Annotated in this window: 14 protein-coding genes; 12 read left to right on the top strand and 2 right to left on the bottom strand. The window is 53.4% G+C overall.

All coding sequences use genetic code 11. The features are described 5' to 3' along the window. The first annotated feature begins 24 nt into the window (after nt 1–24). The 8 genes from Poly59_RS28095 to Poly59_RS28060 all read left to right on the top strand — a co-directional run bounded on the left by Poly59_RS28095 (nt 25) and on the right by Poly59_RS28060 (nt 13,278). Nucleotides 25–1,470 (top strand): glycoside hydrolase family 130 protein, encoded by a 1,446-nt coding sequence (locus tag Poly59_RS28095; protein ID WP_146537382.1) that lies wholly within the window; start codon nt 25–27, stop codon nt 1,468–1,470. A gap of 56 nt (nt 1,471–1,526) precedes the next feature. Continuing rightward, nucleotides 1,527–3,131, top strand: coding sequence for an alpha-amylase family glycosyl hydrolase (locus Poly59_RS28090; protein WP_146537381.1), 1,605 nt, complete (start codon nt 1,527–1,529; stop codon nt 3,129–3,131). A 1-nt stretch (nt 3,132) separates the two neighbouring features. After that, a complete protein-coding gene (locus tag Poly59_RS28085) occupies nt 3,133–4,146 on the top strand; it encodes a glycosyltransferase family 4 protein (RefSeq protein WP_146537380.1) in 1,014 nt (337 codons plus the stop codon). 123 nt (nt 4,147–4,269) lie between these two features. Continuing rightward, on the top strand, nt 4,270–5,511 hold the full coding sequence (locus Poly59_RS28080) for a PQQ-binding-like beta-propeller repeat protein (protein WP_146537379.1): 1,242 nt from the start codon (nt 4,270–4,272) through the stop codon (nt 5,509–5,511). Between the two features lie 461 nt (nt 5,512–5,972). Further along, the gene (locus Poly59_RS28075) at nt 5,973–7,040 is read left to right on the top strand and encodes a potassium channel family protein (RefSeq protein ID WP_186776569.1); all 1,068 of its coding nucleotides are present in this window, start codon (nt 5,973–5,975) and stop codon (nt 7,038–7,040) included. A 173-nt stretch (nt 7,041–7,213) separates the two neighbouring features. Next, entirely contained in the window at nt 7,214–8,833 is a 1,620-nt protein-coding gene (locus Poly59_RS28070; RefSeq protein ID WP_146537377.1) for an alkaline phosphatase D family protein, read from the top strand. 108 nt (nt 8,834–8,941) lie between these two features. Beyond that, nucleotides 8,942–11,944, top strand: coding sequence for a DUF1592 domain-containing protein (locus tag Poly59_RS28065; protein ID WP_146537376.1), 3,003 nt, complete (start codon nt 8,942–8,944; stop codon nt 11,942–11,944). 8 nt (nt 11,945–11,952) lie between these two features. Next, the gene (locus tag Poly59_RS28060; protein ID WP_146537375.1) at nt 11,953–13,278 is read left to right on the top strand and encodes a DUF1552 domain-containing protein; all 1,326 of its coding nucleotides are present in this window, start codon (nt 11,953–11,955) and stop codon (nt 13,276–13,278) included. Between the two features lie 137 nt (nt 13,279–13,415). Here the strand turns inward: Poly59_RS28060 and Poly59_RS28055 are convergent, their stop codons facing one another. Then, the gene (locus Poly59_RS28055) at nt 13,416–15,644 is read right to left on the bottom strand and encodes a prolyl oligopeptidase family serine peptidase (RefSeq protein WP_222436184.1); all 2,229 of its coding nucleotides are present in this window, start codon (nt 15,642–15,644) and stop codon (nt 13,416–13,418) included. A gap of 525 nt (nt 15,645–16,169) precedes the next feature. Here Poly59_RS28055 and Poly59_RS28050 point away from each other — a divergent pair. The 4 genes from Poly59_RS28050 to Poly59_RS30335 all read left to right on the top strand — a co-directional run bounded on the left by Poly59_RS28050 (nt 16,170) and on the right by Poly59_RS30335 (nt 22,630). Next, nucleotides 16,170–18,956, top strand: coding sequence for a DUF1592 domain-containing protein (locus Poly59_RS28050; RefSeq protein ID WP_146537374.1), 2,787 nt, complete (start codon nt 16,170–16,172; stop codon nt 18,954–18,956). A 56-nt stretch (nt 18,957–19,012) separates the two neighbouring features. Then, on the top strand, nt 19,013–20,416 hold the full coding sequence (locus Poly59_RS28045; protein ID WP_146537373.1) for a DUF1552 domain-containing protein: 1,404 nt from the start codon (nt 19,013–19,015) through the stop codon (nt 20,414–20,416). 388 nt (nt 20,417–20,804) lie between these two features. After that, nucleotides 20,805–22,301, top strand: a complete 1,497-nt coding sequence (locus tag Poly59_RS28040; RefSeq protein WP_146537372.1) for a hypothetical protein — start codon at nt 20,805–20,807, stop codon at nt 22,299–22,301. 155 nt (nt 22,302–22,456) lie between these two features. Beyond that, on the top strand, nt 22,457–22,630 hold the full coding sequence (locus Poly59_RS30335) for a hypothetical protein (RefSeq protein WP_246151993.1): 174 nt from the start codon (nt 22,457–22,459) through the stop codon (nt 22,628–22,630). A 153-nt stretch (nt 22,631–22,783) separates the two neighbouring features. Here the strand turns inward: Poly59_RS30335 and Poly59_RS28025 are convergent, their stop codons facing one another. Beyond that, on the bottom strand, nt 22,784–23,251 hold the full coding sequence (locus Poly59_RS28025) for a rhodanese-like domain-containing protein (protein WP_146537370.1): 468 nt from the start codon (nt 23,249–23,251) through the stop codon (nt 22,784–22,786). Between the last annotated feature and the right edge of the window lie 364 nt (nt 23,252–23,615).

The following is a 23,615-nucleotide window of genomic DNA, read 5'->3' as shown; positions in this document are numbered from 1 at the left end:
CCTGCTCAATTCTCATTGAATTTCATGTCAATCAATCGAACCGGAATCGTTCTTTCCCCCAACAAGCAACGTGTCGTTTTGCGACCGTTCCAGCCGCCTGGCAACGACCGTGTGCTGCGGGTAATCGGTCGGGTTTGCACGTTGTCGGAACAGCAGGTTGACGAGCAACTTGCTCACGTGCTGGAAGAATTTCACGGTCGGCACCAGAAACCCAAGGCGTTTTTTAAGCGACGATTTCAAGACATCAAACACCATCTGCTCACCGACACTCCGCTTAGTGAGAACCGTCGAATGCTGTTGGGGGCGTACTTCACTCAGGAGTACGCGCTAGAATCCGCGGCCTTGTTCAATCCTTCGCTGGTATGGCATCCCGACCAGACAAATCTGCCGACTGGAACGCGGCGGTTTGCAATGAGCCTGCGTGCGGTTGGCGAAGGTCACATTTCCTCCATCGTTTTTCGCAGCGGAACGATCGACAGTAATTTGAAGATCATCGTTGACGAACCTGTCCGGTTCGTTACAACTCCGCGATTTGTTCCCGATTCGTGTTACGACAACGACTTGTTTCGACGCAAACTGATTGAACTAGGTCTCGGAACTGCGTTCACCTACGAGGTCCTGGCTGCGCTCCCAGCGGCATTCACGCTCAGTGATCTGGAGGGCCGTTTGAAGGCTTCGCTGCGGGAACACCGATCCCGTCATGACGAGCTTGCGCCATTGGTCGAGCGAGTTGTCATGCTGGCAAAATCGAACTACGAGATCCAGTACACGCCGGATCATGAACTGTCCGAGCGTTTGATTTTTCCCTTCAGTCCATCGGAAAGCAACGGAATTGAAGACGCCCGGTTTGTGCACTTCCAGGAAGATGATGGTAGCAGTCGGTACTATGCCACCTACAGCGCCTACGATGGTCAATTGGTATTGCCACAACTGCTAGAGACGTCGGATTTCCTGCGGTTCAAAATGCACACTCTCAACGGTCCCGCCGTTTCCAACAAAGGCATGGCGTTGTTTCCTCGGAAAATCAACGGTCACTACGCGATGCTAGGCCGCCAAGATGGCGAGCATTTGTTCTTGATGTACTCGGACATGTTGTATTTTTGGCACACAAGCGAATTGATTATCAAGCCGGCCAATCCATGGGAGTACGTTCAGATGGGCAACTGTGGCTCGCCAATTGAAACGGAATCAGGTTGGCTCGTCCTTACCCACGGCGTCGGCCCGATGCGAAAGTACTGCATCGGCGCGATGTTGTTGGATCTGGATGATCCATCCAAGATTCTGGCACGCTTGCATGAACCGTTAATTACGCCCAACGAAGTCGAACGCGAAGGCTATGTTCCGAACGTTGTATATTCCTGTGGTGCGATCGTGCACGAACAACACCTTGTTATTCCATACGCGATGTCGGATTACGCTACAACGTTTGCGACCATCGCAATCGACGAGTTGCTTTCGTCGATGTCTTAGCGGCATCACTTGACGATGACGTCGATCCCTAGTCCAACGATCTGAGATGATTCGGCATGGTCCGCCAAACACTGACAAAGCATCCGTGGTGGAAAATTGGAGTCATCTACCAGATCTATCCTCGCTCGTTTCAGGATAGCGATGCGGACGGGGTCGGTGATCTAGCAGGAATCGAGGCGCGGCTAGATTATCTCGCGAATTTTGGGATCGACGCGATTTGGCTCTCACCAATCTATCCGTCACCAATGGCAGACTTCGGCTATGACGTGGCCGATTATTGTGACATCGATCCGATGTTTGGCGATTTGGATGCTTTCGATCGGTTGCTTGATGGGGTTCACTCGCGAGGTCTGAAACTTCTGCTTGATTTCGTTCCCAATCATTCGTCCGACCAACATCCATGGTTTATCGAAAGCCGATCGTCACGCGAGAGCCCCAAACGTGACTGGTACATCTGGCGAGATCCCCTGCCCGGTGGGGGACCGCCCAACAATTGGATCAGCGATTTCGGTGGCTCGTCATGGCAGTGGGACGCGGCGACCGGGCAATACTATCTTCATGCGTTTCTCAAAGAGCAACCCGATCTCAACTGGCGAAATCCCGATCTACGTGAAGCGATGATGGCGGTTTTGCGATTCTGGTTCGATCGTGGCGTCGACGGATTCCGAATTGACGTTCTTTGGCATATCGTCAAGGACGTTGCCTTTCGCAACAATCCAATCAACCCAATGTGGACGCCAAACGTCACCGAACGAGACCGGTTGATTCAGCGGTACTCAACCGACCAGCCAGAGGCCCACGAGATCACGGCAGAGTTCCGTGCGTTGGCAGATAGCTACGGCGACCGCGTCCTAGTCGGCGAGATCTGTTTGCCCAACGATCGACTCGCTTGTTGGTACGGAACCGAAGATCATCCGCAAGTGCATCTGCCGTTCAACTTCCAACTGATGGAAACGGCCTGGGACGCAGTCACACTTCGGAAAACAATTTCCGACTACGAAGCGTCGCTGCCCTCGTTCGGTTGGCCCAACTGGGTGATCGGCAGTCATGACGCACCCCGCATTGCGGCAAAGATTGGCGAGGCACAAGCACGAATCGCAGCCATGCTGTTGCTGACGCTTCGTGGGACACCGACGCTCTATCAAGGTGACGAGATCGGTATTGGCGAGGTACAAATTCCGCCCAATCGAGTGCGTGATCCACAGGATCTGCGTCAGCCCGATCTTGGTATCGGTCGCGATCGTTCACGCACGCCGATCCCCTGGAATTCGTCGGCCCAGGCAGGATTTAGCACGGTCGAGCCTTGGCTTCCGCTCAACGAAGACTGGCGAGAACGCAACGTTGCGGCACAGGACCAGGACGACAATTCCATTCTGTCACTTTACCGATCGCTGCTAGCCCTCCGGCGATCCCACAATGCGCTCTCGATCGGCGATCTCACGCTTGTGGACGCGGCCGATGATGTGCTTGCTTACAGACGGCAACGTGCGAACGAGATTTTGTTGATCGCGCTAAATCTCAGTGACGAGCCGCGGCCGTTGTTGCTGCCCGAAAACACCTGCATTGCCAAAGTGCTTTGTTCGACAAAGCCGATCCGTCCGATCAGCAGCACGCTGGATCCGAACGAAGGTCTCGTACTCGAACTAAAAGAGAAGAGTTGAAATGCGTATCGCAATGTTGGCTCCGATCGCCTGGCGAACGCCGCCAAAAACCTACGGCCCTTGGGAACTTGTCACCAGCATGTTGACCGAAGCACTCGTCGAGCGTGGCGTTGACGTCACGCTTTTCGCCACACTCGACAGCATTACCGATGCAGCGCTCGACGGTGTTGTGCCAGCCGCCTATGAAGAAGACGCTTCGATTGACGCAAAGGTTTGGGAGTTCCGGCACCTTGCCCACCTCTTTGAACAAGCCGATCGGTTTGATTTGATACACAATCAAGCGGACTTTCCGGCACACGCTTTCTCGCGTCTAACCGACACACCAATCGTGACCACAATTCACGGTTTCTCGTCCCAACGCATCCTGCCGATGTACACAGAATTTCAAGACGTGGTTCATTACGTCGCCATCTCGGATGCCGATCGTCATCCGGATCTGCGCTACGCCGCGACGATTCATCACGGCATTCCAATTGAGGAGTTCCCGTTCCATCCGAAGGGCAGCGACGACTTGCTCTTCTTTGGGCGAATCCATCCTGATAAAGGCCCGTCCGAGGCAATCGCGGCGGCAAAAGCTAGCGGGCGAAACCTACATATGTACGGCATCGTTCAAGATGCAGACTATTTCGAACGAGAAGTCTTGCCAGCCGTTGACGGCGCTACAGTGTCCTATCACGGAGCAGTCGGTGGAACGCTGCGGCAACGCGCCCTCGGCGAGGCCCGCGCACTTTTGCATCTGATCAACTTTGACGAACCGTTCGGGCTTTCGGTGATCGAAGCGATGGCGTGCGGAACGCCCGTCATCGCTTCGCGGCGTGGATCGATGCCCGAATTGATTGACGACGGCGTCACCGGATTCCTAGTCGACAACCTCGCCGGAGCAAGTCGGGCAATCGAGCGGATTGACGAGATCGATCGCGCGACCGTGCGCCGTGCCGTCGCGGAACGTTTTACTATCGATCGAATGGCTGATGAGTATTTGACACTCTATCAACGCATCTTTGACCAGCGATAGTGAAGCCGCGTGTGGCGGTTTCAGTCATTCCACGTGAGTCCCGGGAAGGTATGATGGAGACCGGCTCCGACGTAAACTTTTCGGGGAAGCACGGATTCCTCGGCTCACTTGATAGGGTCACTGATGAACGCAGACTTTTCGCGAAGCGGGTTACTGAGCGTAATTTTTTTCCTTCTGACTTCACCAACCGTTCGCGGCGACGATTGGGCTCAGTGGCGTGGTCCCAATCGTGATGCGCAATCGCAAGAAACTGGCCTTTCGACGCAGTGGCCCGCATCAGGTCCACCCTTGGCGTGGAAAGCGGAAGGGCTCGGCGGCGGATTCTCCAGCGTGTCGGTTGCCAATGGGCGGATCGTCACACTCGGCGATTTCGATGACGGAAATTACGTGGTTGCTATTTCCGAGGCGGACGGTTCACCAGTTTGGAAAACAAAAATTGGCGACGCCGGCGGTCACAAAAAGTACAAAGGACCGCGAAGCACGCCCACCGTCGATGGTGGCCAAGTTTTCGTGCTCAATCAACACTCTGATTTGGTTTGCCTTAACGAGAAAACCGGAGAATCTCTTTGGTCCGTGAATCTGGTGGAGCGGTTTGGTGGTGAGATGATGTCGGGTTGGAAATACAGCGAATCACCTCTCGTCGACGGGCGTCAAGTCATCTGCACACCGGGCGGAAGTGACGGAACGATGCTGGCGCTGAATCGTGAAACCGGTGAAAAGATTTGGCAAACCAGCAGTTGGACTGATACTGCCGGTTACTCTTCAGTGATCATCGCCACGATCGGTGGAAAACGACAGTATGTGCAATTGACCGGTGAAAGTGTGGCGGGCGTGGATACGGATTCTGGCGAAGTGCTCTGGCGTGCTGAACGTGAAGGCAAGACCGCCGTCGTCCCAACACCAGTCGTGGCCGATGATGTTGTCTTCGTGACGTCGGGTTACGGTGTCGGCTGTAATGCATTCGTGATTAAGAATGACGACGGAACATGGAGCACCGAAGAACTCTACGCCAACCAAGAGATCGCCAATCATCATGGTGGTGTCGTATTGGTTGGCGCCCACGTCTATGGATCCAGCGGGGGTGTTTTTCGCTGTCTCAATGTCACTAACGGAGAGCTCGCCTTTGAGGGACGCAGTGTCGGAAAGGGAGCCACTGTGTATGCCGACGGACATCTTTACTTGCGAGGCGAATCGGGTGACGTCGCGTTGATCGAAGCCACGCCCGAAGGTCTTCGTGAAAAAAGTCGATTTGAACAGCCGGACCGAAGTGACGAAAAGGCCTGGGCCCATCCGGTTATCTCCGACGGCAAACTCTACCTTCGTGACCAAGATATTCTGTTGTGCTTTGACCTGCGAGCCAAATGAATCGAAAAGACGTGGCTCGGCCGTTGCATTTTGGCATAGTTGACTGGCAAGGAAATGCAGCGGGTGCATCGCCGAAACGATGGGTAGAATTCGGTCAACCGGAGCAGTTCGAAGCTTGGTGACTCATCGACTGCGCAGAACTCGCGCAAGCCAGTGCATGCAACATTGGCACGAACGGCGAAAGTTTGGCAATCGTTCGAGGTCACACTGCGGGATTTGCGGTTTTTCGCGCCTCAGGTTCATCTGGGCATGAATAGTGCTGTCAGATCACCATGGTGGTGTTATGTGCCGTTGATCCTGAAGTTGAACTTAGCCTGATAGTCTGCAAACAACGGGATCGTGGGCGAAGTGCGAGTGACTGGACTTTCATATTCTTTGCGACGAAAGTTAGGAAACGATCAGGCCGGATTGTGTGGCCGAGGTGAATGGAAAATGAACGATCTTGTCTTTCGAACCGCGTGATGCAAAACAGCACTTCAATTCGCAAAATGATCGTCGGCATCGGTTTCTTTTGCGCAACTTGTGTGGCGGCGGTGGTCGGATATTCGATCGCAGGCTGGTCACTGGTTGATTCGCTGTACATGGTCGTGATCACCATATTCGGAGTTGGCTATGGCGAAGTACAGCCTATTGATACTCCAAGGCTGAAGGTCTTCACTGCGCTGATCATCGTCGCGGGTTGTTCCTCAGGGATTTACGTCGTGGGTGGATTCGTACAAATGGTTGCCGAAGGCGAGATTCAACGTGTATTGGGAGTCAGACGAATGAGTCGCGGAATTGAACAGGCTAACGGCCACGTGATCATCTGCGGCTTTGGTCGCGTAGGTCGCATGCTTGCTAGCGAGTTGAAAGAACTGGACGAGCCGTTTGTCTGTGTTGATTCCAACCCAGAGCGAATCGCGCAAGCCGACGAACTGGGTTATCTCGTTGTAACCGGCAGCGCGGGTGAAGAGGACACGCTCATGCGTGCCGGTATCGCTCGCGCTAGAGTGCTGGCAACTGTCTTGCCGGATGACGCAGCCAACGTTTTCATAACCTTAACAGCACGTGAGCTTAGCGAAGAAATTGAAATTATCGCTCGCGGCGAGTCGACTGCGACACAGCGTAAACTGATTCGCAGCGGTGCCAACCATGTCGTCCTACCTGCCGCGATCGGCGCGACAAAAATCGCCAATATGATCTCGTGCCCCAACGCGGCATCGTTGCTATCGGATCCGAAACAGAGCGAACGATTGCGATCAGACCTGCAAAGTCTGGGTCTATCGATTCACGAGTACCCGATCGAATCAACCAGCAAAATCATCGGAAGCTCGCTGGGCGATCTTCAATCAACCTGTGAAGGTGGAATGATGGTCGTCGCGATCCGGCACGCCGATCAAAGCTTGCTGAAAAACCCAAAGCCAAACCAGACGATCCAATCGGGTGACAGGTTGTTCATCGTCACCAACCGCAGCGACCGCGTCTCTCTCACCCGCGCAACGCAGCTAAAGAAACCTGAGATGCTTTACCGAGGCTCATCGACGTCGTGAGTCTGCTGTGTGCACGTTACGTTTGTAGAAACTCTTCGTTATCTTTTGGGCGATAACGTCAGCGACTGCGTTTAGCTTGGCAACCTTTCCGCCCACACCCAACATCGCCGGTGGTAAGATCTGCATGCGTGAACAAGACATCCTGCTCTGCTTTGACCTGCGTGCCCACTTAGATGAACAAAATATTTCTGCTGTCGTTTTTCGTCTTATTCTGCATTTCGAACGCCAATTCGGCGGACATACCGGACGTGCTGGTCATCGGTGATTCCATTTCGTTGGGATACACTCCTAACGTCATCGCAATGATGCATGATGAAGCGAACGTTGTTCACCACAAGGGCAACGCCCAGCACACTGGCACCGGCCTTGCGAAGATTGATGCGTGGCTCGGCGATACGGAGTGGGACGTCATCCATTTCAATTGGGGCCTGTGGGATCTTTGTTATCGGCATCCGGAATCGAAGGTCCAGGGTCAACGAGACAAAGAAAGGGGAACACTGACCACTTCGCTCGAGCAATACGAGCAGAATCTGAATCAACTCGTCCAGCGACTGCGTAAAACAAATGCGACTTTGATTTGGGCCAACACAACTGTGGTCCCCCAGCTTGAAGCTGGCCGACGAGTTGATGATGACTTGAAGTACAACGCAGTTGCCGCACGTGTGATGCAGAAACATGGCGTCGTGGTCAACGACTTGAACAAGCTGTCACGCAAGTTTTCAACCGAGATGTTTAAGAAACCTGGCGACGTCCATTTTACGGCCGAAGGTTATCAGCAACTCGCTGTTCAGGTATCCGAGTCCATTCGATCGGCACTGCAACGCGGCGAGGAAGGTGCAAGAACTGTCAGCCAAGTGTTTTTCGGGTCGTGCATCAAGCAGGAACAACCGATGCCTCTGCTCGCGAAGATGGCCGACTTGTCGCCTGACCTAATGATCTTTCTGGGCGACAATATCTACGGCGACACGGAAGACATGGATGTGCTGCGAGCAAAGTACGCTGTGCTTAGTTCAGATCGTGGGTTTCAAAGACTTCGACAGTCATGTCCAACGCTGGCAACCTGGGATGACCACGACTTTGGTGTCAACGATGGAGGAGCCGACTACTCGAAGCGATTGGAATCGGAACGGATTTTTGAAGACTTCTGGTTTAACGATTTAAGCGTAGAAGCTCGCTCGCGTCCTGGCGTTTATGACGCGAAGTTCTTCGGGCCGCCGGAGAAGCGGTTGCAGGTGATCATGCTTGACACTCGCTACTTTCGTTCACCACTAAAGCAGGGGGATAAACGTATCGGCGGATCTTGGTTGCCGGACAGTGATCCGTCAAAAACGATGCTCGGCGAAGATCAGTGGACATGGTTGGAAGAACAGTTGTCAAAACCCGCCAATGTTCGCATCATCGCTAGCAGCATCCAGTTCCTCGCCGAAGCAGTTGGGCAGGAAACCTGGTCCAACCTGCCACGCGAGAGACATCGAATGCTAGACCTGTTGAAGTCAACGAACGCCAACGGAGTGATCTTCATCAGCGGCGATCGGCATTGGTCCGAATTGTCTTCGCTTTCGCAAGGCGTGCCGTATCCGATTTACGATTTTACCTCCAGCAGTTTCAACCAATTGCATGGACGCGGTACCCCCACCGAGAATCGTTTTCGCCATCTACCCAATACCTTTCACCAGGCGAACTACGGCGTCATTCGGATTGACTGGGATGCAGTAGAGCCCTCCGCAATGCTGGAAATCCGTGATCTGTCAGGCGAAACGCAATTGCAACACCAAGTCGATTGGGAAGAATGATTCGAGTGGCTAATTCGCTAGTTTGCAGTTCGGTATTGGTATAGGATGGAGGTCCCGCCGCCGAATTAACCGGCTTTCCTCCCGCCGCCCGATCTTCCGGTGCACTCAATGTTTCTGACGCGTTTCACCGCTACGGTTTTGATCGGGTTATTTGTTGGTATCTCTAAAGCCGATGACGCGATGCAATTTGCGTTTCGTGATACCGTTGAGCCGATGCTGCGATCGAACTGTTTATCGTGCCATAACGACGAAACCGCTGAAGGCGACCTGGACTTAAGCGCCGACACGGACACGGCAGCGGTCGTGAAAAACTTTCGCCGTTGGTCGCTCGTTCTTGAACGCTTGCAAGCTGGTGACATGCCGCCCGAAGGCGCCGAGCTCTATCCAGACGATGCAGAAAGAAACGCGGTGATCGACTGGATCGAACAGGTAAAAGACGCAGAGGCGAAACGGACCAGCGGTGACCCTGGGATCGTGCTGGCACGGCGTCTTAGCAGTAGTGAATACAATTACACAATTCGCGATCTTACCGGCGCCGACATTCGACCCGCCGAATCGTTTCCGGTGGACCCAGCCAACGAGGCCGGCTTCGACAACTCCGGCGAGTCGCTGGCGATGTCCCCTGCCCTGTTGAAAAAGTATCTCGAAGCGGCACGCAAGGTTTCCGAGCACATGGCTTTGACGCCAAGTGGTTTGGAATTCGCACCGCATGCCGTCATCACTGATACCGATCGTGACAAGTTTTGTGTCAATCGAATCATCGATTTCTATCGGCGGCAAAATATAGACTATGCCGATTACTTCTTTGTGCTTTGGAAATTCAAGAATCGTGTCGCGCTTGGGCAAGGCGACGTGTCGCTTTCTGAAATGGCCGTCGGCGATGGGCTTAGCACGCGGTACTGCGAGACGCTCTGGGAACTGCTCAGTGAACCGATTGTAGAAAATGCTGTCGGTCCAATTGCAACTTTGAAGCTTCTGTTCAATGAGCTACCGGAAACGACCGATCCCGATGACCGGCCGACCGCTCGTTTGGGATGTCAGGCGATAGCGACGTTCCTTTCAAATCTGCGAACATCATTAGTTCCCGATGTTGCCAACTTAACCGCGCCGCAAATCAATAATGGATCACAGCCACTCGTGTTGTGGAAGAACAAACAGTTCGTTGCGAATCGACGACGTTACGTCGAAGGTAACTTGCCCGATGACACCTTCGGTTTAGCGGTTGGTTCCAGTGCCGCGAAAGCGTTTCGCGTTTCCGACAATACTGACCAGGTTGCCTACACGAAATCGTTGGAACGATTCTGCGACTTGTTTCCCGACCAGTTTTTCGTTTCCGAACGAGCTCGTGTGTACTTGGATAAGAAGAGCGAGAAGAAGCTGACGGGGCGATACTTGAGCGCCGGGTTCCATAGCCAAATGGGATATTTTCGCGACGACGCGCCGTTGTATGACCTGATGCTCGATGATTCCGAAAAACGAGAGTTGGATCGATTGTGGTTGGAACTCGATTTTGTGGCGTCGGCGCCGATGCGTCAGTATGCCGGATTCATCTGGTTCGATCGCACGGATTCTCAGTTCATGCGAGACCGTGTGTTTGACCGATATCGAGCAGAGGACAAAGATTGTATTTCGGCAGATAAGGTTGCTGGTTTGTCGGATGCTTATTGTGACAAGGCCAAGCGCGTGGGAGCAAGCGACGAAGCACTCCAAGCGATTCGAACTTATTTCACGGACATGTCGAAAACGTTTCGCCGGCTCGAATCGTTGAGTGCCGAAGCAGGGCCAGTGCAACTCGCGGCGGTTGTTCAATTTGCCGAGCGAGCCTTTCGTCGGCCGCTATCCAAAGGGGAAGCAGACTCGATCCGGTCGTTCTATCATGCGATGCGCGACGATGATGGACTGAGCCACGAGGATGCGATTCGCGACAGCGTGGTCAGCGTCTTGATGTCGCCGCATTTCTGTTACCGAATCGATTTGCCGGACGAGACAGAGAATAAAACTGATGTTGGCGACGCGGCCGTGCGACCGCTGGGAGACTACGCGTTGGCCAGTCGGCTAAGCTATTTTTTGTGGTCTAGCATGCCTGATGATGCGTTGCTGGATCTGGCAAAGCAAGGCCGCTTGCACGATCCTGATATGATGGTCCAGCAGATGCGACGCATGCTTGATGATGATCGTGCCAGCGGATTCATGATCGAGTTCGCCGGCAATTGGCTGGACTTCCGTCGATTCACGGAGCACAACGGTGTTGACCGCAATCGTTTTCCGACATTTACCGACGAACTTCGTCAAGCGATGTCTGATGAGCCGCTTCATTTCTTAAGCGACTTGATCGCACGCGATGGTTCCGTTCTGGAATGTCTCTATGCCGACCACACGTTCGTCAATCAGGTTTTGGCGGATCACTACGGCATGACTGAGTCAGTCGAGCCGACAGATCTTTTCAAGGAATCGGATCAGGATTGGGTTCGCATCGACCAAGCGGACCGCTTTGGTCGAGGTGGACTATTGCCCATGGCGGTTTTCCTGACGAACAATTCACCAGGCCTACGAACGAGCCCCGTCAAGCGCGGCAATTGGTTGATCAAACGAATGTTGGGCGAACAGGTTCCCGCGCCTCCTGCAACGGTACCAGAACTTCCCGCCGATGAATCTCAATTGGGCGAACTGACGTTACGCGAAACACTGGCTCGCCATCGACAAGACGTTGCTTGCGCTGGGTGCCACAACCGCATCGATTCAATGGGACTGGTGTTCGAAGGTTATGGCCCCGTCGGTGAGCTTCGTGAGCAGGATCTCGGCGGCCGCTTGATTGACGATTCCGCTGTATTCCCTGATGACACTGCGGGCCGTGGGCTAAACGGGCTACGTGACTACATTCGACAAGAACGCGAAGATGATTTTGTTGATAACCTTTGTCGTAAACTGTTGGCATTTGGGCTCGGTCGAACGCTTCAGCTATCCGACGAGATGACCATTGAAATGATGAAAGATCGATTGGCAGCGAACGACTATCGAATCTCTTCAATGATGGAAGTGATCGTGACGAGTCCGGCTTTTTTGAACAAACGCGTCCGTATCCCTCTGCAAGCATCCGTGGTGAATCCGTGAACCGTCCTATGCCGACTCGTCTGATTTCTCGACGCACACTTTTACGTGGTACCGGGGTTGCGATGGCACTGCCGTGGCTGGAATCGATTCCCGTTTGGGGAACCGAAACGGTCGTCGGCAACGATGCCGCGCCTTCGCCGAATCGGTTTGCAGCCTTGTTCATGGGCTGCGGCATCAACCAAGATCACTGGTGGGCCAAGGGCAGCGGCAAGGAGATGGAACTCGGCAAGAGCCTTGCACCGATGGAACCGATCAAACACAAGTTAAATTTCATCACGGGCTTGTTCAACGAGAACGCAACGGAGGTTGGGATTCATCCCGGACAAACCGGCAACATCTTGTCCGGTGCGTCGTTGCAGAAGGGTTCTGAGTTGCGTGGCGACATCAGCATGGATCAAGTCCTCGCCAATCATTTCGAAAACCAAACGGCCGTTCCCAGTCTAGTGCTCGGCTGCGAACAACCGGTGACCGGCTATCACGAGACCAACTTTTCGATGGCCTACAGCTCGCACATCTCGTGGCAGAACGCGACATCGCCGGTGCCCATGGAAGTTTATCCGTCTCTGGCCTTTGACGCGTTGTTTGATAATCAAGGCAGTCGACGCGACGAAAGCATTCTGGACCGCGTCCATGAAGATGCACTTTCGCTCAGTCGTCGAGTCAGCCAATCCGATCGCGCCAAGTTGGACGAGTATCTGAATAGCGTTCGCGAAGTGGAAAAGCGGGCAGCGTCGATGCGTGCCGCTCACGCCAAGGCGGCGACGCGTGCCAAAGACCACGGCAAACCCATTGCCGCGATGAAGCGTCCCGATGACGGACTGCCGGAAGACATTCGCGAGCACATGCGATTGATGTGCGATCTGGTCGCGATTGGTTTCCAAACTGATAAGTCACGTGTGGCGACACTGCTGTTGAACCGAGATTTATCAGGTCTGTTTTATCCATTCTTAGACGTCGCTAGCACTCACCACTCAGCGTCGCACAGTGATCGTTCAGACGAGTACGAACGGATCTCACGTTACTACTGTGATCAATATGCTTATTTGGCGAAGCGACTCGATTCGATGCCGGAAGGCGATGCAACGGTGCTTGATCATTCGTGTTTGCTTTTCATATCGAGCATGTGGTCAGGCAACGCGCATGATTCCAGCAAGGTGCCCGTTCTGCTGACCGGCGGTTTGTCGGGCCAATTCGAAACGGGGCGCGTGCTGGATTATGTCGGCAAAGACGATGACGACCGAAAACTGTGCAGTATGTATCTGTCGATCATGGATCGGATGGGCGTCAAACGGGATCGCTTCGGCGACGCTGAAAAGCAACTTGCCGGATTGTGAGGCCCGGTACTGCCAACGCTTGGGCGATTGGTCTTACGATTTAGCGGTACCGCACGAGCCAAATGCCGTTAAATCGAGATTCTTCAAGTCTGAAGCAAGAAGCCTGAATCCCGTTACGAACGTGACGGCATCCGTGATCAATGTGGACTATGTCGCTCAGATTCCACGCCGAGGTGATAGAAAAGAAACGCATTTCGATCAACGGATTCTTCGATTCGTTGGGACAAGCCCGTGTCCCCGCCGTGTCCCGAATTAGCACTGGTTCGCAACAGCACCGGTGCGCCACCTGGATTGGCCGCTTGCATTCGCGCCGTCATTTTTCGTGATTGCATCGGATCAACACGCGGGTCATTGGCTCCCGTGAAAAAGATCGTGGCTGGATATTCGACGCCGTCGCGGACATTGTGAAACGGCGAGTAGGCACGAAGCGCGTTGAAATGTTTAGGGTCTTTTACTGTCCCGAACTCAGGGATGTTGAACGACCCATTTGGCGACAATTCAACGCGAAGCATGTCGTAGATGCCAACCGACGAAACAACGCATTTGGCAAGATCTGGATGTTGGGTAAGCATAGCACCCATCAGCAGTCCGCCGTTGGATCCGCCCATGATCGCCAATTGCTCGGATGTCGTGTAACCCTTTTCGATCAAGTACTTTGCTGCGGCGTGAAAGTCATCGAACACGTTTTGCTTGTTGGTCAAGTTGCCATCCAAGTGCCACTGCTCGCCGTACTCCCCGCCACCACGAATATTGGCGACGACGTAAGTCACCCCTTGTTCCAAAAGCACTTTGTTGGCGGCGTTGAAGCCGGGCGTCAAGTTGATGCCATAGCCACCGTAGCCGTACAGCACCAAAGGTCCCGCGTTTGTCGTTGATTTGGGGCGAATGATGTTGACGGGAATTTGAGTGCCATCCTTTGACGTGGCAAACTCGCGACTGACTGCAACATCGCTGAAGCCAACTTTAGATTGGCTTGAAAGCGCTGTGCGAATGGTTTTGTTATTGGATGCATCAAAACGCAACCACTGAGTGGGTTGAACATAGGACGCATTGCTGAATAGGACGTCATTGTCAGTCAAGTGCTCGAGCCCGCCAACGCTGGAAATGGGCAGCTGTTTCGGTGCCGCGAGCTGTTGCCCATCATGATCAAAGACGCGAATCTCCGACGGACCGCCCAATTGGTAAGTCACGTAAATCCGGTCCTGCGTTGCCAGCAAACTAGGCGGTGCACGATAGAAGCTCGTCACGACCGTATCGTTGTTTTCACCGATGACCGGCAATTGTTTGTTGGGTTCATTCACCGGATCAGGCAGTCGAATGACCCTACCCTTCGCGGCGTTCTCGCGGGTGATCGCCAAAACACTGCCGTTGGGTTCGAAAGTAGCTTGCACGAGTTTGTCGCCGAAGTGGCTCAACTTCACCCAGGAACCTGATGGCGACCGAATGAAGTGGCTGAACTGTCCGCCGTCGCCGTCCTGGACATTGCAAAGCACCAGGCCGGTTGAATGATTGACCTCCACTTCGATCTCGGCGATCCGAGGGAAGTCCTTTCCAAGTTCGAATCGGTCGGTCGCACTATCGGTCCCTAACTTGTGAAAGAATAGTTGCTGATAGAAATTCAAATCCGATTCGTCGCGTTCACCTGGTCGCGGATGGTGGGTGTAGTAAAAACCGTCGCTGCTCGGTGTCCAAGCCAGATCGCCTCCGGCGGTACCCGTGTTCACTCGCGGTACCACTTCAAAAACCTGTTTGCCACTGGAAGTGTCAAGGATCGACACATTCCCCACTTCACTGCCACCAGTCGAAATTGAAATCGCCACAAGCTTGCCATCAGGTGACGGCTCGTACCAATCGATCGAAGTCGTGCCTTTGGTATCGATTACGTTCGGATCAAACAGCACGGTGGCTTGATCAGGCGACTGTAAATCACCAAACGTGATCAGGAATGATTGCTCCTTTGGAGGCTGCTTTTTAATCGCAAAGTACTTTCCGCTCGCGAAATGAAGATCGCCGTACGAGATTGATTCGTCCGACATGATCTCAGTAACACGCTCGCGAATCGCTTCGACGTTCGGCAGAGCATCGAGCGTTTGTCTGGCGTACGCGTTTTGGGCCTCACTCCAAGCTTTGACCTTCGGATCACTCCAGTCTTCTAGCCAGCGGTAGTTGTCTTGAACCTTAACGCCGTGATAGGAGTCCGCGGTCGGCGAAGTTGGTGTGGATGGCGGTTGAGCATGAAGCATTTGGGTTTGCGATACGAGAACCATCAACAGAACCGCAGCGCAACGGCGGGTGAATCGGTGAGGCATCAGAGCAGCAACTTCTAAGTAGTGACAAAACAACAAAAGATTGAGTTCATTAGACACCAGAGCGGATCCAAGATGTCGCGTGATTCTTTGCGACATGGTAAGTGAAAGTCGTGACTCTTGTTTTCGAGTTTATGCTTGGAATGCAACGCCCCCCCCGAATCACTTCGTTGATCGTTGATCGTTGATCGTTGACCGTTGATCGATGTCCATTCCGTTTCTAGCCAAACGTCTGGAGCTGGCGAGTTGAATCAATCGATCCATTTCAGACTTGCGTCTGTCTGCGTCGACGAGGTGATCGAATTTAGAGGGGAAATTTAATCTCGGATTGACGTCCGTTGTTCACGATCGATACGCCAACGACAGTCCGTGTTTCGTGGGTTTTGGGGCCGTCAAGGTGCGGTTTCCCTGTTCCAATTCCAAGATCCGCAAAAGGTTGCATGAAAGTTTGTGCGATATGCTAAAATGAATTCGTTCAAGCAGCATTCGCAAATGCAGCGGTTTTCGTCCCGATGCATTGTAACGTTTGTCGTTTGGATCCCACCTGCATGAAGACTGACCTAAACCTTTAGGTAGCCCCACCCAATGCCACTGACTCTGCGAATTGCGATTCGACTGTCGCTGTTGCTTTGCGCAATCGCTTTTTCCCCTTTTACATTTGCTGTGCATCCCAAGGATCAGGAGGCGGTAGAGCAACAGGAGGAGAAAAAGGCGGACACCGACCCAATACCGACTCTAGCCGCATTGAAAGCCACCGGACTGGAACGTTCGAGGTTCAATGATTTTTTGGCGTGGAGTGATCAGCAAAACAACGACTCGGTAGAGACTGAAACGCTGAAAGCCAATTTGGCTGCATTTGAATCAACGATCAAACCGCTGTTGGAACAAAATTGCATCAGCTGTCACGGACCCGACACCGCCGAGGGTCAGCTCCGCATCGATACGCTTGATCCCAATCTGGTGACAGGAGCAGATTCAGATTGGTGGTCCGAGATTTTTGCAGTGATCACGAACGGAGAAATGCCGCCGCCTGAAGACGGCGAGTTAGATGATGATGATCGGCATCAACTGGTCGATTGGCTGTCGAGCGAACTGCATAACGCATCGATTGTACGTCGAAATTCTGGTGGGCGTTCTGCATTCCGGCGGATGACACGTTACGAATACAATTACGCGTTACAGGACTTGCTGGGCTTGCCTTGGAACTTTGCCGATGACTTACCACCCGAAGCGCACTCTGCCGACGGGTTCCAAAACAGTTCTGACCTCTTGCACTTGTCGGTTTCGCAGTTCGAGACCTACCACCGGATTTCCCGCACCGCCTTGCTGCGGGCAACTGTCGCCGGCGAGAAGCCGCCCACGTTGTATTGGGACATCTCGATGGAAGACGCCGCACAGCGTGAATGGACCAGGCAAGACAAGGAAGTCGACGAGCTGAAGACGAAACTGAAGGACGATCCAGAAAAGCTTGCCGTTGAACTCGAGCAACTGCAAGATCGTTTTCGTGTGCCGAAGCAATTTGCCTACTTCAAAGATCTAACGGCTGACCGTTCAGCAAAGGCCGAGTGGCAATACCAAGGCGCTCGCTTTGCTTTTGCACCGCAAGACCAATCTGCCGAGATCCCCGATGAATACGACTGTGTCGCGATATTGCCAAACGGACGCAACCCGCGGCTGATTTTCGAACTGGGCAATCATTTGCCTGATAGGGGAACCATGAGAGTGACGGTTCGAGCGTCGCGAGTGAACACCAAAAGCGACTATTTCCCCAGTTTGCAGTTGCTCTTTGGATGGCAAGCCAGTAACGAGGGACGTGCATTGCTGCCGGTCAGTAAGGAAGACACGCTCGTTTCTGCGGGACCCGATCAACCACAACTGATTCAATGGGACGTGCCGCTTGGCGAGATCTATCCTCGTAACTCCGTCCGAAAAACGTCGCCGATGGGATCGACTCCAAGCCCATCGGAGTACATTCGTTTGATCAACAATTCGGCATCGGAATCTGGGATTCAAATCGACTATGTGCAAGTCGCGGCTCCCGTCTACGACGATTGGCCACCGGAATCGCATCGTCGAATTTTTTCCGAACGGGAGGATGCTACGGACGAAGAGAGTTACGCCCGCGAGACGATCACCAAGTTTATGACGCGTGCTTGGCGACGGCCAATCAGCGACGATAAAATCCAAGCCAAGATTGACCTCTTGGTCACGATGCGTCCACTGTGTGATACGTTTGAAGAAGCGGTGGTTGAAGTTCTTGCGACGGTGTTATCGTCGCCTCAGTTTCTATACGTTGGCAACCCATCCCACAGCGTCAGTGCGATTGCGAACCACGCGAAGAGTAAATCGGTTACTCGATCACCGTCGAGTAACCATGCTTTGGCCGATCGATTAGCACTGTTTCTTTGGTGCAGCATTCCTGATCAAGAACTGCTGACGCTGGCTGACCGCGGGCAGCTTTCTGATCCAGCCGAGCTTGCGTCGCAGGTTCAGCGGATGCTGGATGATCCGCGCAGCGATAGGTTTGTCGAACGGTTTGTGCATCAGTGGCTTGACTTGCAGTTGCTCGATTTTCAAAACTTTGGACAAAACGTTCCCGGATTTGATCCTTTGTTGAAGGAGGCCATGCTGCATGAACCGGCTGCTCTGTTCCGCGAGATGCTGGACAATAACACCAGCATCTTGGATTTCATCCACTGTGAGTATGCCCTGGTCAACGAACGCTTGGCCCAGCACTACGGGGTGCCAAATGTCAACGGAAATCATTTTCGGAAGGTTCCGTTGGAAGATGGTTTCCGCCGGGGTGGATTGCTTACCCAAGCGGGAATTTTGGCGATGAATTCCGATTGGCCGGATTCTCATCCACTCAAGCGTGCGATCTGGCTGCTTGAAAGTATCCTGTCTGATCCGCCACCACCGCCTCCGCCCGCCGTGCCACAGATTGATTTGGCCGATCCAGAGATCGCAAAGATGACGCTGAAGGAACGCATCGAGGATCATCGCAATCATGCTGCTTGCATGTCCTGCCACAGCAAGATAGATCCTTGGGGTATCGCATTTGAGAACTATGACGCTTTAGGAAGATGGCGTGATGAGATCAAAGGCAAACCGGTTGACGCGTCAAGTGAATTGTTCAGTCACCAATCGCTCGACGGCATGGAAGGCTTGAAGCGATTCCTGTTACTTAATCGCCAAGATCAATTCGTCCAAGCGACGGTGTCGAAGTTAGCCATCTATGCCTTAGGTCGCCCGCTATCCTTTGCCGATCGCGCCGACATCGATGCGATCACCGCCAACGTTCGACGCGATGGCGATGGGGTAAAAACGATCATAGAAGCGATCGTCAATAGTCAACTATTTCTTTCCAATTAGCATCCAGTCCACATCTCGCTGCAAAGTAGCGTAATCACTCATCGAGGAACCAGGCTATGACATGGACAATGAATACGATCGATCGTCGCCGATTCCTGCGTGGCAGTGGCGTCGCATTATCGCTGCCGATGTTCGGTTCCTTGTTGGGCCAAATTGCACGTGGTGCTCAGTCCAATCCGAACCCAAAACGCCTTGGTTGCTTCTACTTTCCTGACGGTGTACCGATGCCGTTGCCGGAAGATCCCGCTTACAAGGATTGGTCTTGGTTTCCAATTGGCAACGGCAACGAGTTTACGTTCACCAAGTGCATGGAGCCGTTGGAGTCCGTAAGAGATGAACTGACAGTGCTATCGGGATTTTCGCATCCCAAGTCGCGAAGTGTTCACGGGCATAACAACGCGGACCAGTTTTTGACCGCCGCGCTCACAGGTGGTGGTGACAGAGCCTACGAGAACACGATTTCGCTGGATCAAGAATACGCCAAGTATGCTGGCGACCAGACACGCTTTTCATCGTTGGTGATGTCGACAGACGGTGGAACCGGAACGGCGCGCGGTACGCACACGATTTCATTTGATCGACACGGCAGACCGATTCCAGCCGAGCATCGACCTAAACAAATCTTTGACCAACTGTTCGTTAAGAGCGATGCAGATTCGGCTCGCAAGCTAGCGCGTAGTCGCAGCGCATTGGATGAAATGCTGGATGATGCACAGCGACTGCGGCAGTCCTTGTCGGCCGCCGATCAACGTAACTTGGACGAATACCTTGATTCGGTTCGCCAGGCCGAAATCAAGGTGGAAAAGGCAAAACGTTGGTTGGGGGCGCCGTTGCCCAGCGTTGACGGGGGTGAGTTGAATTTGGAATTGACGACCGACGAACCACGCGAGTATCTGCAAACGATGTTCGAGTTGATCTACTTGGCGTTCAAGACCGATTCAACGCGAGTAGCTACGTACCAGATCGGCCGCGAAAATGGAGTCGGCCGTAGCGATCATTTGGCTCGGGCGGTAGGGTTTAACACGGCTCATCAGTTGTCACACGAAACTAAAAACCCCGATGGTTGGAGAGATTTTGGTATCTACTGTCGTTTTCTTAACGAAGAGTACGGACTGTTCCTCAGCAAGTTGAAGGCCACACCCGAACCGGCTGGAACCGGCAGCATGTTAGACAACACGCTGCTGTTATTCGGCTCTGCATCCAGCGCATTTCATCTGTCTCGCAACTACCCGCTCATTTTGGCTGGCGGTAAGCAGATGGGGTTCAAGCACGGACAATACTTCAACCACGCTGGCTTAAATTTCCAAGGTGGTCCGTGGTTAGGAAAAGGTGAACCGTGGCAAGACGAAGCGAAAGGCGAAGACCTGCCGCTTTCCAATCTCTATGTGACAATGCTTCAGCGTCTGGGCGTAGAAACCGATTCCTTTGCAGACAGCACTGGAATTATCGAGAACGTTTGAATCGGTCCAGTGCCGAATCAGACCCCAAGCGGTTTCACATCCACTCGCAACTGGTATTACCTCGTCGCCGCTTTTCGCATTTGTTTCCAAACCGAGCGCCCTTGGTGGCGATCAAGCCGTACGAGTTGTTGCTGTCGTGTGTCGAGATCGGTCAGTTTTCCGTTGGGGCATTTCGCGGAGACAAACGCCAAGCAAAATGCAACGACCCTGTGCGGTTCCCCCCGCGGAGTTCAGCAGCTAGCGAGTCCGAACGGGTTCGTGATTCGCGAAGGAATTTTGAAGTTGCGTACTTTGTTGCCTGAAAGTGGCTGGTTCGAGCCCTACAATGAAAACAGGCTTTACGCGTTGGCCTATCGAACACGATGACTCATCGGCCCCGGAGATAGCTATGCAAGATCGAAGACAGTTTGTTCGAAGTTCGATTGCAGTTGCTGCAGGCGGGATGACCGGGCTGTCCTGGCTGCCGAAACTGAAGGCAGGAGAGTTGGATGTTGCACCGGGGCATGTTCGTTTTAGTAACGACATCGAGCCGCTCGTGCAGTTTCTGGAGAACACGCCGCGAAACAAGATCATTGATGGTGTGCTTGAAGAGATCCGGACCGGCCGAAGCTACCAAGAACTACTTGCTGCTCTTTTCTTGGCCGGGATTCGCAATGTTCAGCCTCGGCCGTCGGTTGGATTCAAGTTTCACAGCGTCTTGGTGGTTCATTCGGCCCACCAAGCTTCCTTGGCCGCTGTTGACCAGCACCGCTGGACTCCGCTCTTGTGGAGTATCGACTACTTTAAAAGTGCGCAGGAATCGGATGTCCGTGAAGGTGACTGGACGATGTCGACAGCGCCTTCGTCGAAATTGCCCGAGCCAACGAAGGCCTTGCATTCGCTCGATCAAGCACTGACTCGTTGGGATGTGGAAGCGGCAGACGCCGCCGCGACGATCGTTGCGCGAACCGCGTCCGCCGGCCAGATTTTGAATCTGCTGGCGAAGCACGCAGCTCGCGACTACCGGAGTATCGGTCACAAATCCATTTACTTGGCTAACGCGTACCGTACGCTCGGCGTCATCGGCTGGCAACACTGCGAACCAGTGGTGCGATCGCTGTGCTACGCGATCTTGAATCATACGGGCGATCCAAACCCGGCCAATTCGGATCTGAAAGTCGATCGAGTCGGTCGGTCGAATTGGGAACGCGTGAATAAAATGTCTAAAGATTGGTTGTCGATGACTCGAAAACCGACCGAGTCGGCCACGGTTGCCAAAGAGTTACGAACGGCGACACCAGATCAAGCTGCTGACTTTGTGGTGCAGATGATCAACTCGGGCTGCCATCCGGAAAGCGTCTACGACGGAATCATGATCGCTGCGGCTGAGATGGTGTCGCGACAGGCGGAGATTGTGCCGCTTCATGCGGTCACGACTTCGAACGCGATGCGGTTTCTGTATCGAAATGTGTACGACGATCGAACTCGCCAATGGATGTTGTTGCAAAACGCGGCGATGATTCCGCATTTTCGAGAGTCTGCCGAAGCGCGTGGTCGTTTGAGCGACGTTGATCTACTTCAGTTAGATCCGGCCGCAGACGATAGCGTAGGCATTGAGAATTTGTTTGATCTGATCGGAACGGATCGAAAGGCTGCCGCTGAATCGGTGTTGAATTTGGCGCAGCAATCGTCGGTTGCCAATCGGTTGATTGGGCGAGCACGCGAGTTTGTATTTCTTAAGGGAAACGATGCTCACGATTACAAGTTCAGTTCGGCTACTCTAGAAGACTACTACCAAATCGATCCGATATGGAGATCCCGCTATCTGGCAGGCTGTTCATACTTGCTGCACGGCGAGGGCGAAGAGACGACCTCACTTGCAAAGCGAGTCTTGCAGTTGGAATAGCGAATAAATTTTCGATCGATCAATGACGAATCGCTGGGAGGCTGGTCCGAGCGATTCTATGGCGGGCAAGCTCCCCAGCACATTCAAAGACAAAAGGAAGTGTTCTCGCCAGGAATCAGCCTGGTTTGCCTTAGGTCGTCACCCCGAAAGTCGTGATGGCGTCGGATGATCGCATTGCTCATCCGGCCGGTGCAGTAGGCGTCATCGTGCGTTCGCCGTTCGATCGCACGCTTGCTTATCGTGTCAAGTTCAACGACGGTTACTTACTCGCCTCCGTTGCGGTTTCCCACGATCAGTTCAACGCTCCTGTACGGTTTCCCATCGCCTGATTCCGACTTTGATCGCCGTGGCGTCACCGTCTAATCGTGTGTTATGGACTAAATGCCTCATCGCCTGCTCGCTGCCAGCGGCACGAAAGTGCGGATTTTGGTTCGCACCATTAAGAATGTTTTGAGAAGCTGTTGTTGTTTCGCAATGACCAGTCAAGTCTTCACGGCGTACATATCGGGCACATGAAAAATCCGCCAGTAAGGATGCACGGCACTCGTGGCTCGCCCGTCAGGCGATTCCAGTGGCAGGCTTGCCCGGCACCAACCCAGAATGCTGTCGCGATAGTTCGATGCATCGACGCCGCTGGCAACCAACTTTCGTGCGTACAGGTAACTACGTCCACCCACGGTGCAATAGGCCACAACCCGCCGGCCCGCAAACTTTTCTGTGTTGGCTTCGTATTCCAGTTGCGTGATCGCACCAGGAATTCGAGAAATGGCTCTTTCCGAATCACTGCGAACGTCGACCAATAAAAGTGACGAATCACCCGTGTTCATCAAGGTGTGAAGCTCTGAAGTCGAGATCGAGCCAACCTTCGGCCGGCCAAACGATCGACGCACCGCCTCGATCGCTCCGAAGCTGAAATCGCAAAGTCGAATAATTAGGTCGCCAAGTGACATTTTGATTCGCCTCGCCGCTACCCGCGACCACCTTCACAACAAGTCTCGCAAATCCGATGACAGGCCGCGCATTGCAGCTTGCCACGGATGTCGAAAAGTTTCCCTCCGCAAACGGGACAAGCCGGGTCGGAGGTCATTGTTGGACTTTCATTTTTCGGGCGATTGCCGGAATCTTTCTTCATCGCTTCGTGTTATCCTATGGGCTCGAAGTTGAATACTCAGATCGTAACATTCCACAACGTCATGCATACGAAAAATTTTCGCAGTGCGGCGAGGCGATTGCACCGGGAATCGTTAAAGTCACCTACCGTCCGTGCTTATTTAAGACGCCAGGGCTTGAATCGCCTGGTCGAGTGCTTGGCGG

It is taken from the genome of Rubripirellula reticaptiva, from assembly GCF_007860175.1.
Lineage (GTDB): Bacteria > Planctomycetota > Planctomycetia > Pirellulales > Pirellulaceae > Rubripirellula > Rubripirellula reticaptiva.
Note: the sequence above shows the minus strand (reverse complement) of the source record. Positions and strands in the feature narration are given on the sequence as shown.

Excerpts from the sequence above, each read along its gene's own strand:
- Poly59_RS28095 (WP_146537382.1), top strand. The coding sequence starts at position 25 with ATGTCAATCAATCGAACCGGAATCGTTCTTTCCCCCAACAAGCAACGT.
- Poly59_RS28090 (WP_146537381.1), top strand. The coding sequence starts at position 1,527 with ATGGTCCGCCAAACACTGACAAAGCATCCGTGGTGGAAAATTGGAGTC.
- Poly59_RS28085 (WP_146537380.1), top strand. The coding sequence starts at position 3,133 with ATGCGTATCGCAATGTTGGCTCCGATCGCCTGGCGAACGCCGCCAAAA.
- Poly59_RS28080 (WP_146537379.1), top strand. The coding sequence starts at position 4,270 with ATGAACGCAGACTTTTCGCGAAGCGGGTTACTGAGCGTAATTTTTTTC.
- Poly59_RS28075 (WP_186776569.1), top strand. The coding sequence starts at position 5,973 with ATGCAAAACAGCACTTCAATTCGCAAAATGATCGTCGGCATCGGTTTC.
- Poly59_RS28070 (WP_146537377.1), top strand. The coding sequence starts at position 7,214 with ATGAACAAAATATTTCTGCTGTCGTTTTTCGTCTTATTCTGCATTTCG.
- Poly59_RS28065 (WP_146537376.1), top strand. The coding sequence starts at position 8,942 with ATGTTTCTGACGCGTTTCACCGCTACGGTTTTGATCGGGTTATTTGTT.
- Poly59_RS28060 (WP_146537375.1), top strand. The coding sequence starts at position 11,953 with ATGCCGACTCGTCTGATTTCTCGACGCACACTTTTACGTGGTACCGGG.
- Poly59_RS28050 (WP_146537374.1), top strand. The coding sequence starts at position 16,170 with ATGCCACTGACTCTGCGAATTGCGATTCGACTGTCGCTGTTGCTTTGC.
- Poly59_RS28045 (WP_146537373.1), top strand. The coding sequence starts at position 19,013 with ATGACATGGACAATGAATACGATCGATCGTCGCCGATTCCTGCGTGGC.
- Poly59_RS28040 (WP_146537372.1), top strand. The coding sequence starts at position 20,805 with ATGCAAGATCGAAGACAGTTTGTTCGAAGTTCGATTGCAGTTGCTGCA.
- Poly59_RS30335 (WP_246151993.1), top strand. The coding sequence starts at position 22,457 with ATGGCGTCGGATGATCGCATTGCTCATCCGGCCGGTGCAGTAGGCGTC.
- Poly59_RS28025 (WP_146537370.1), bottom strand. The coding sequence starts at position 23,251 with ATGTCACTTGGCGACCTAATTATTCGACTTTGCGATTTCAGCTTCGGA.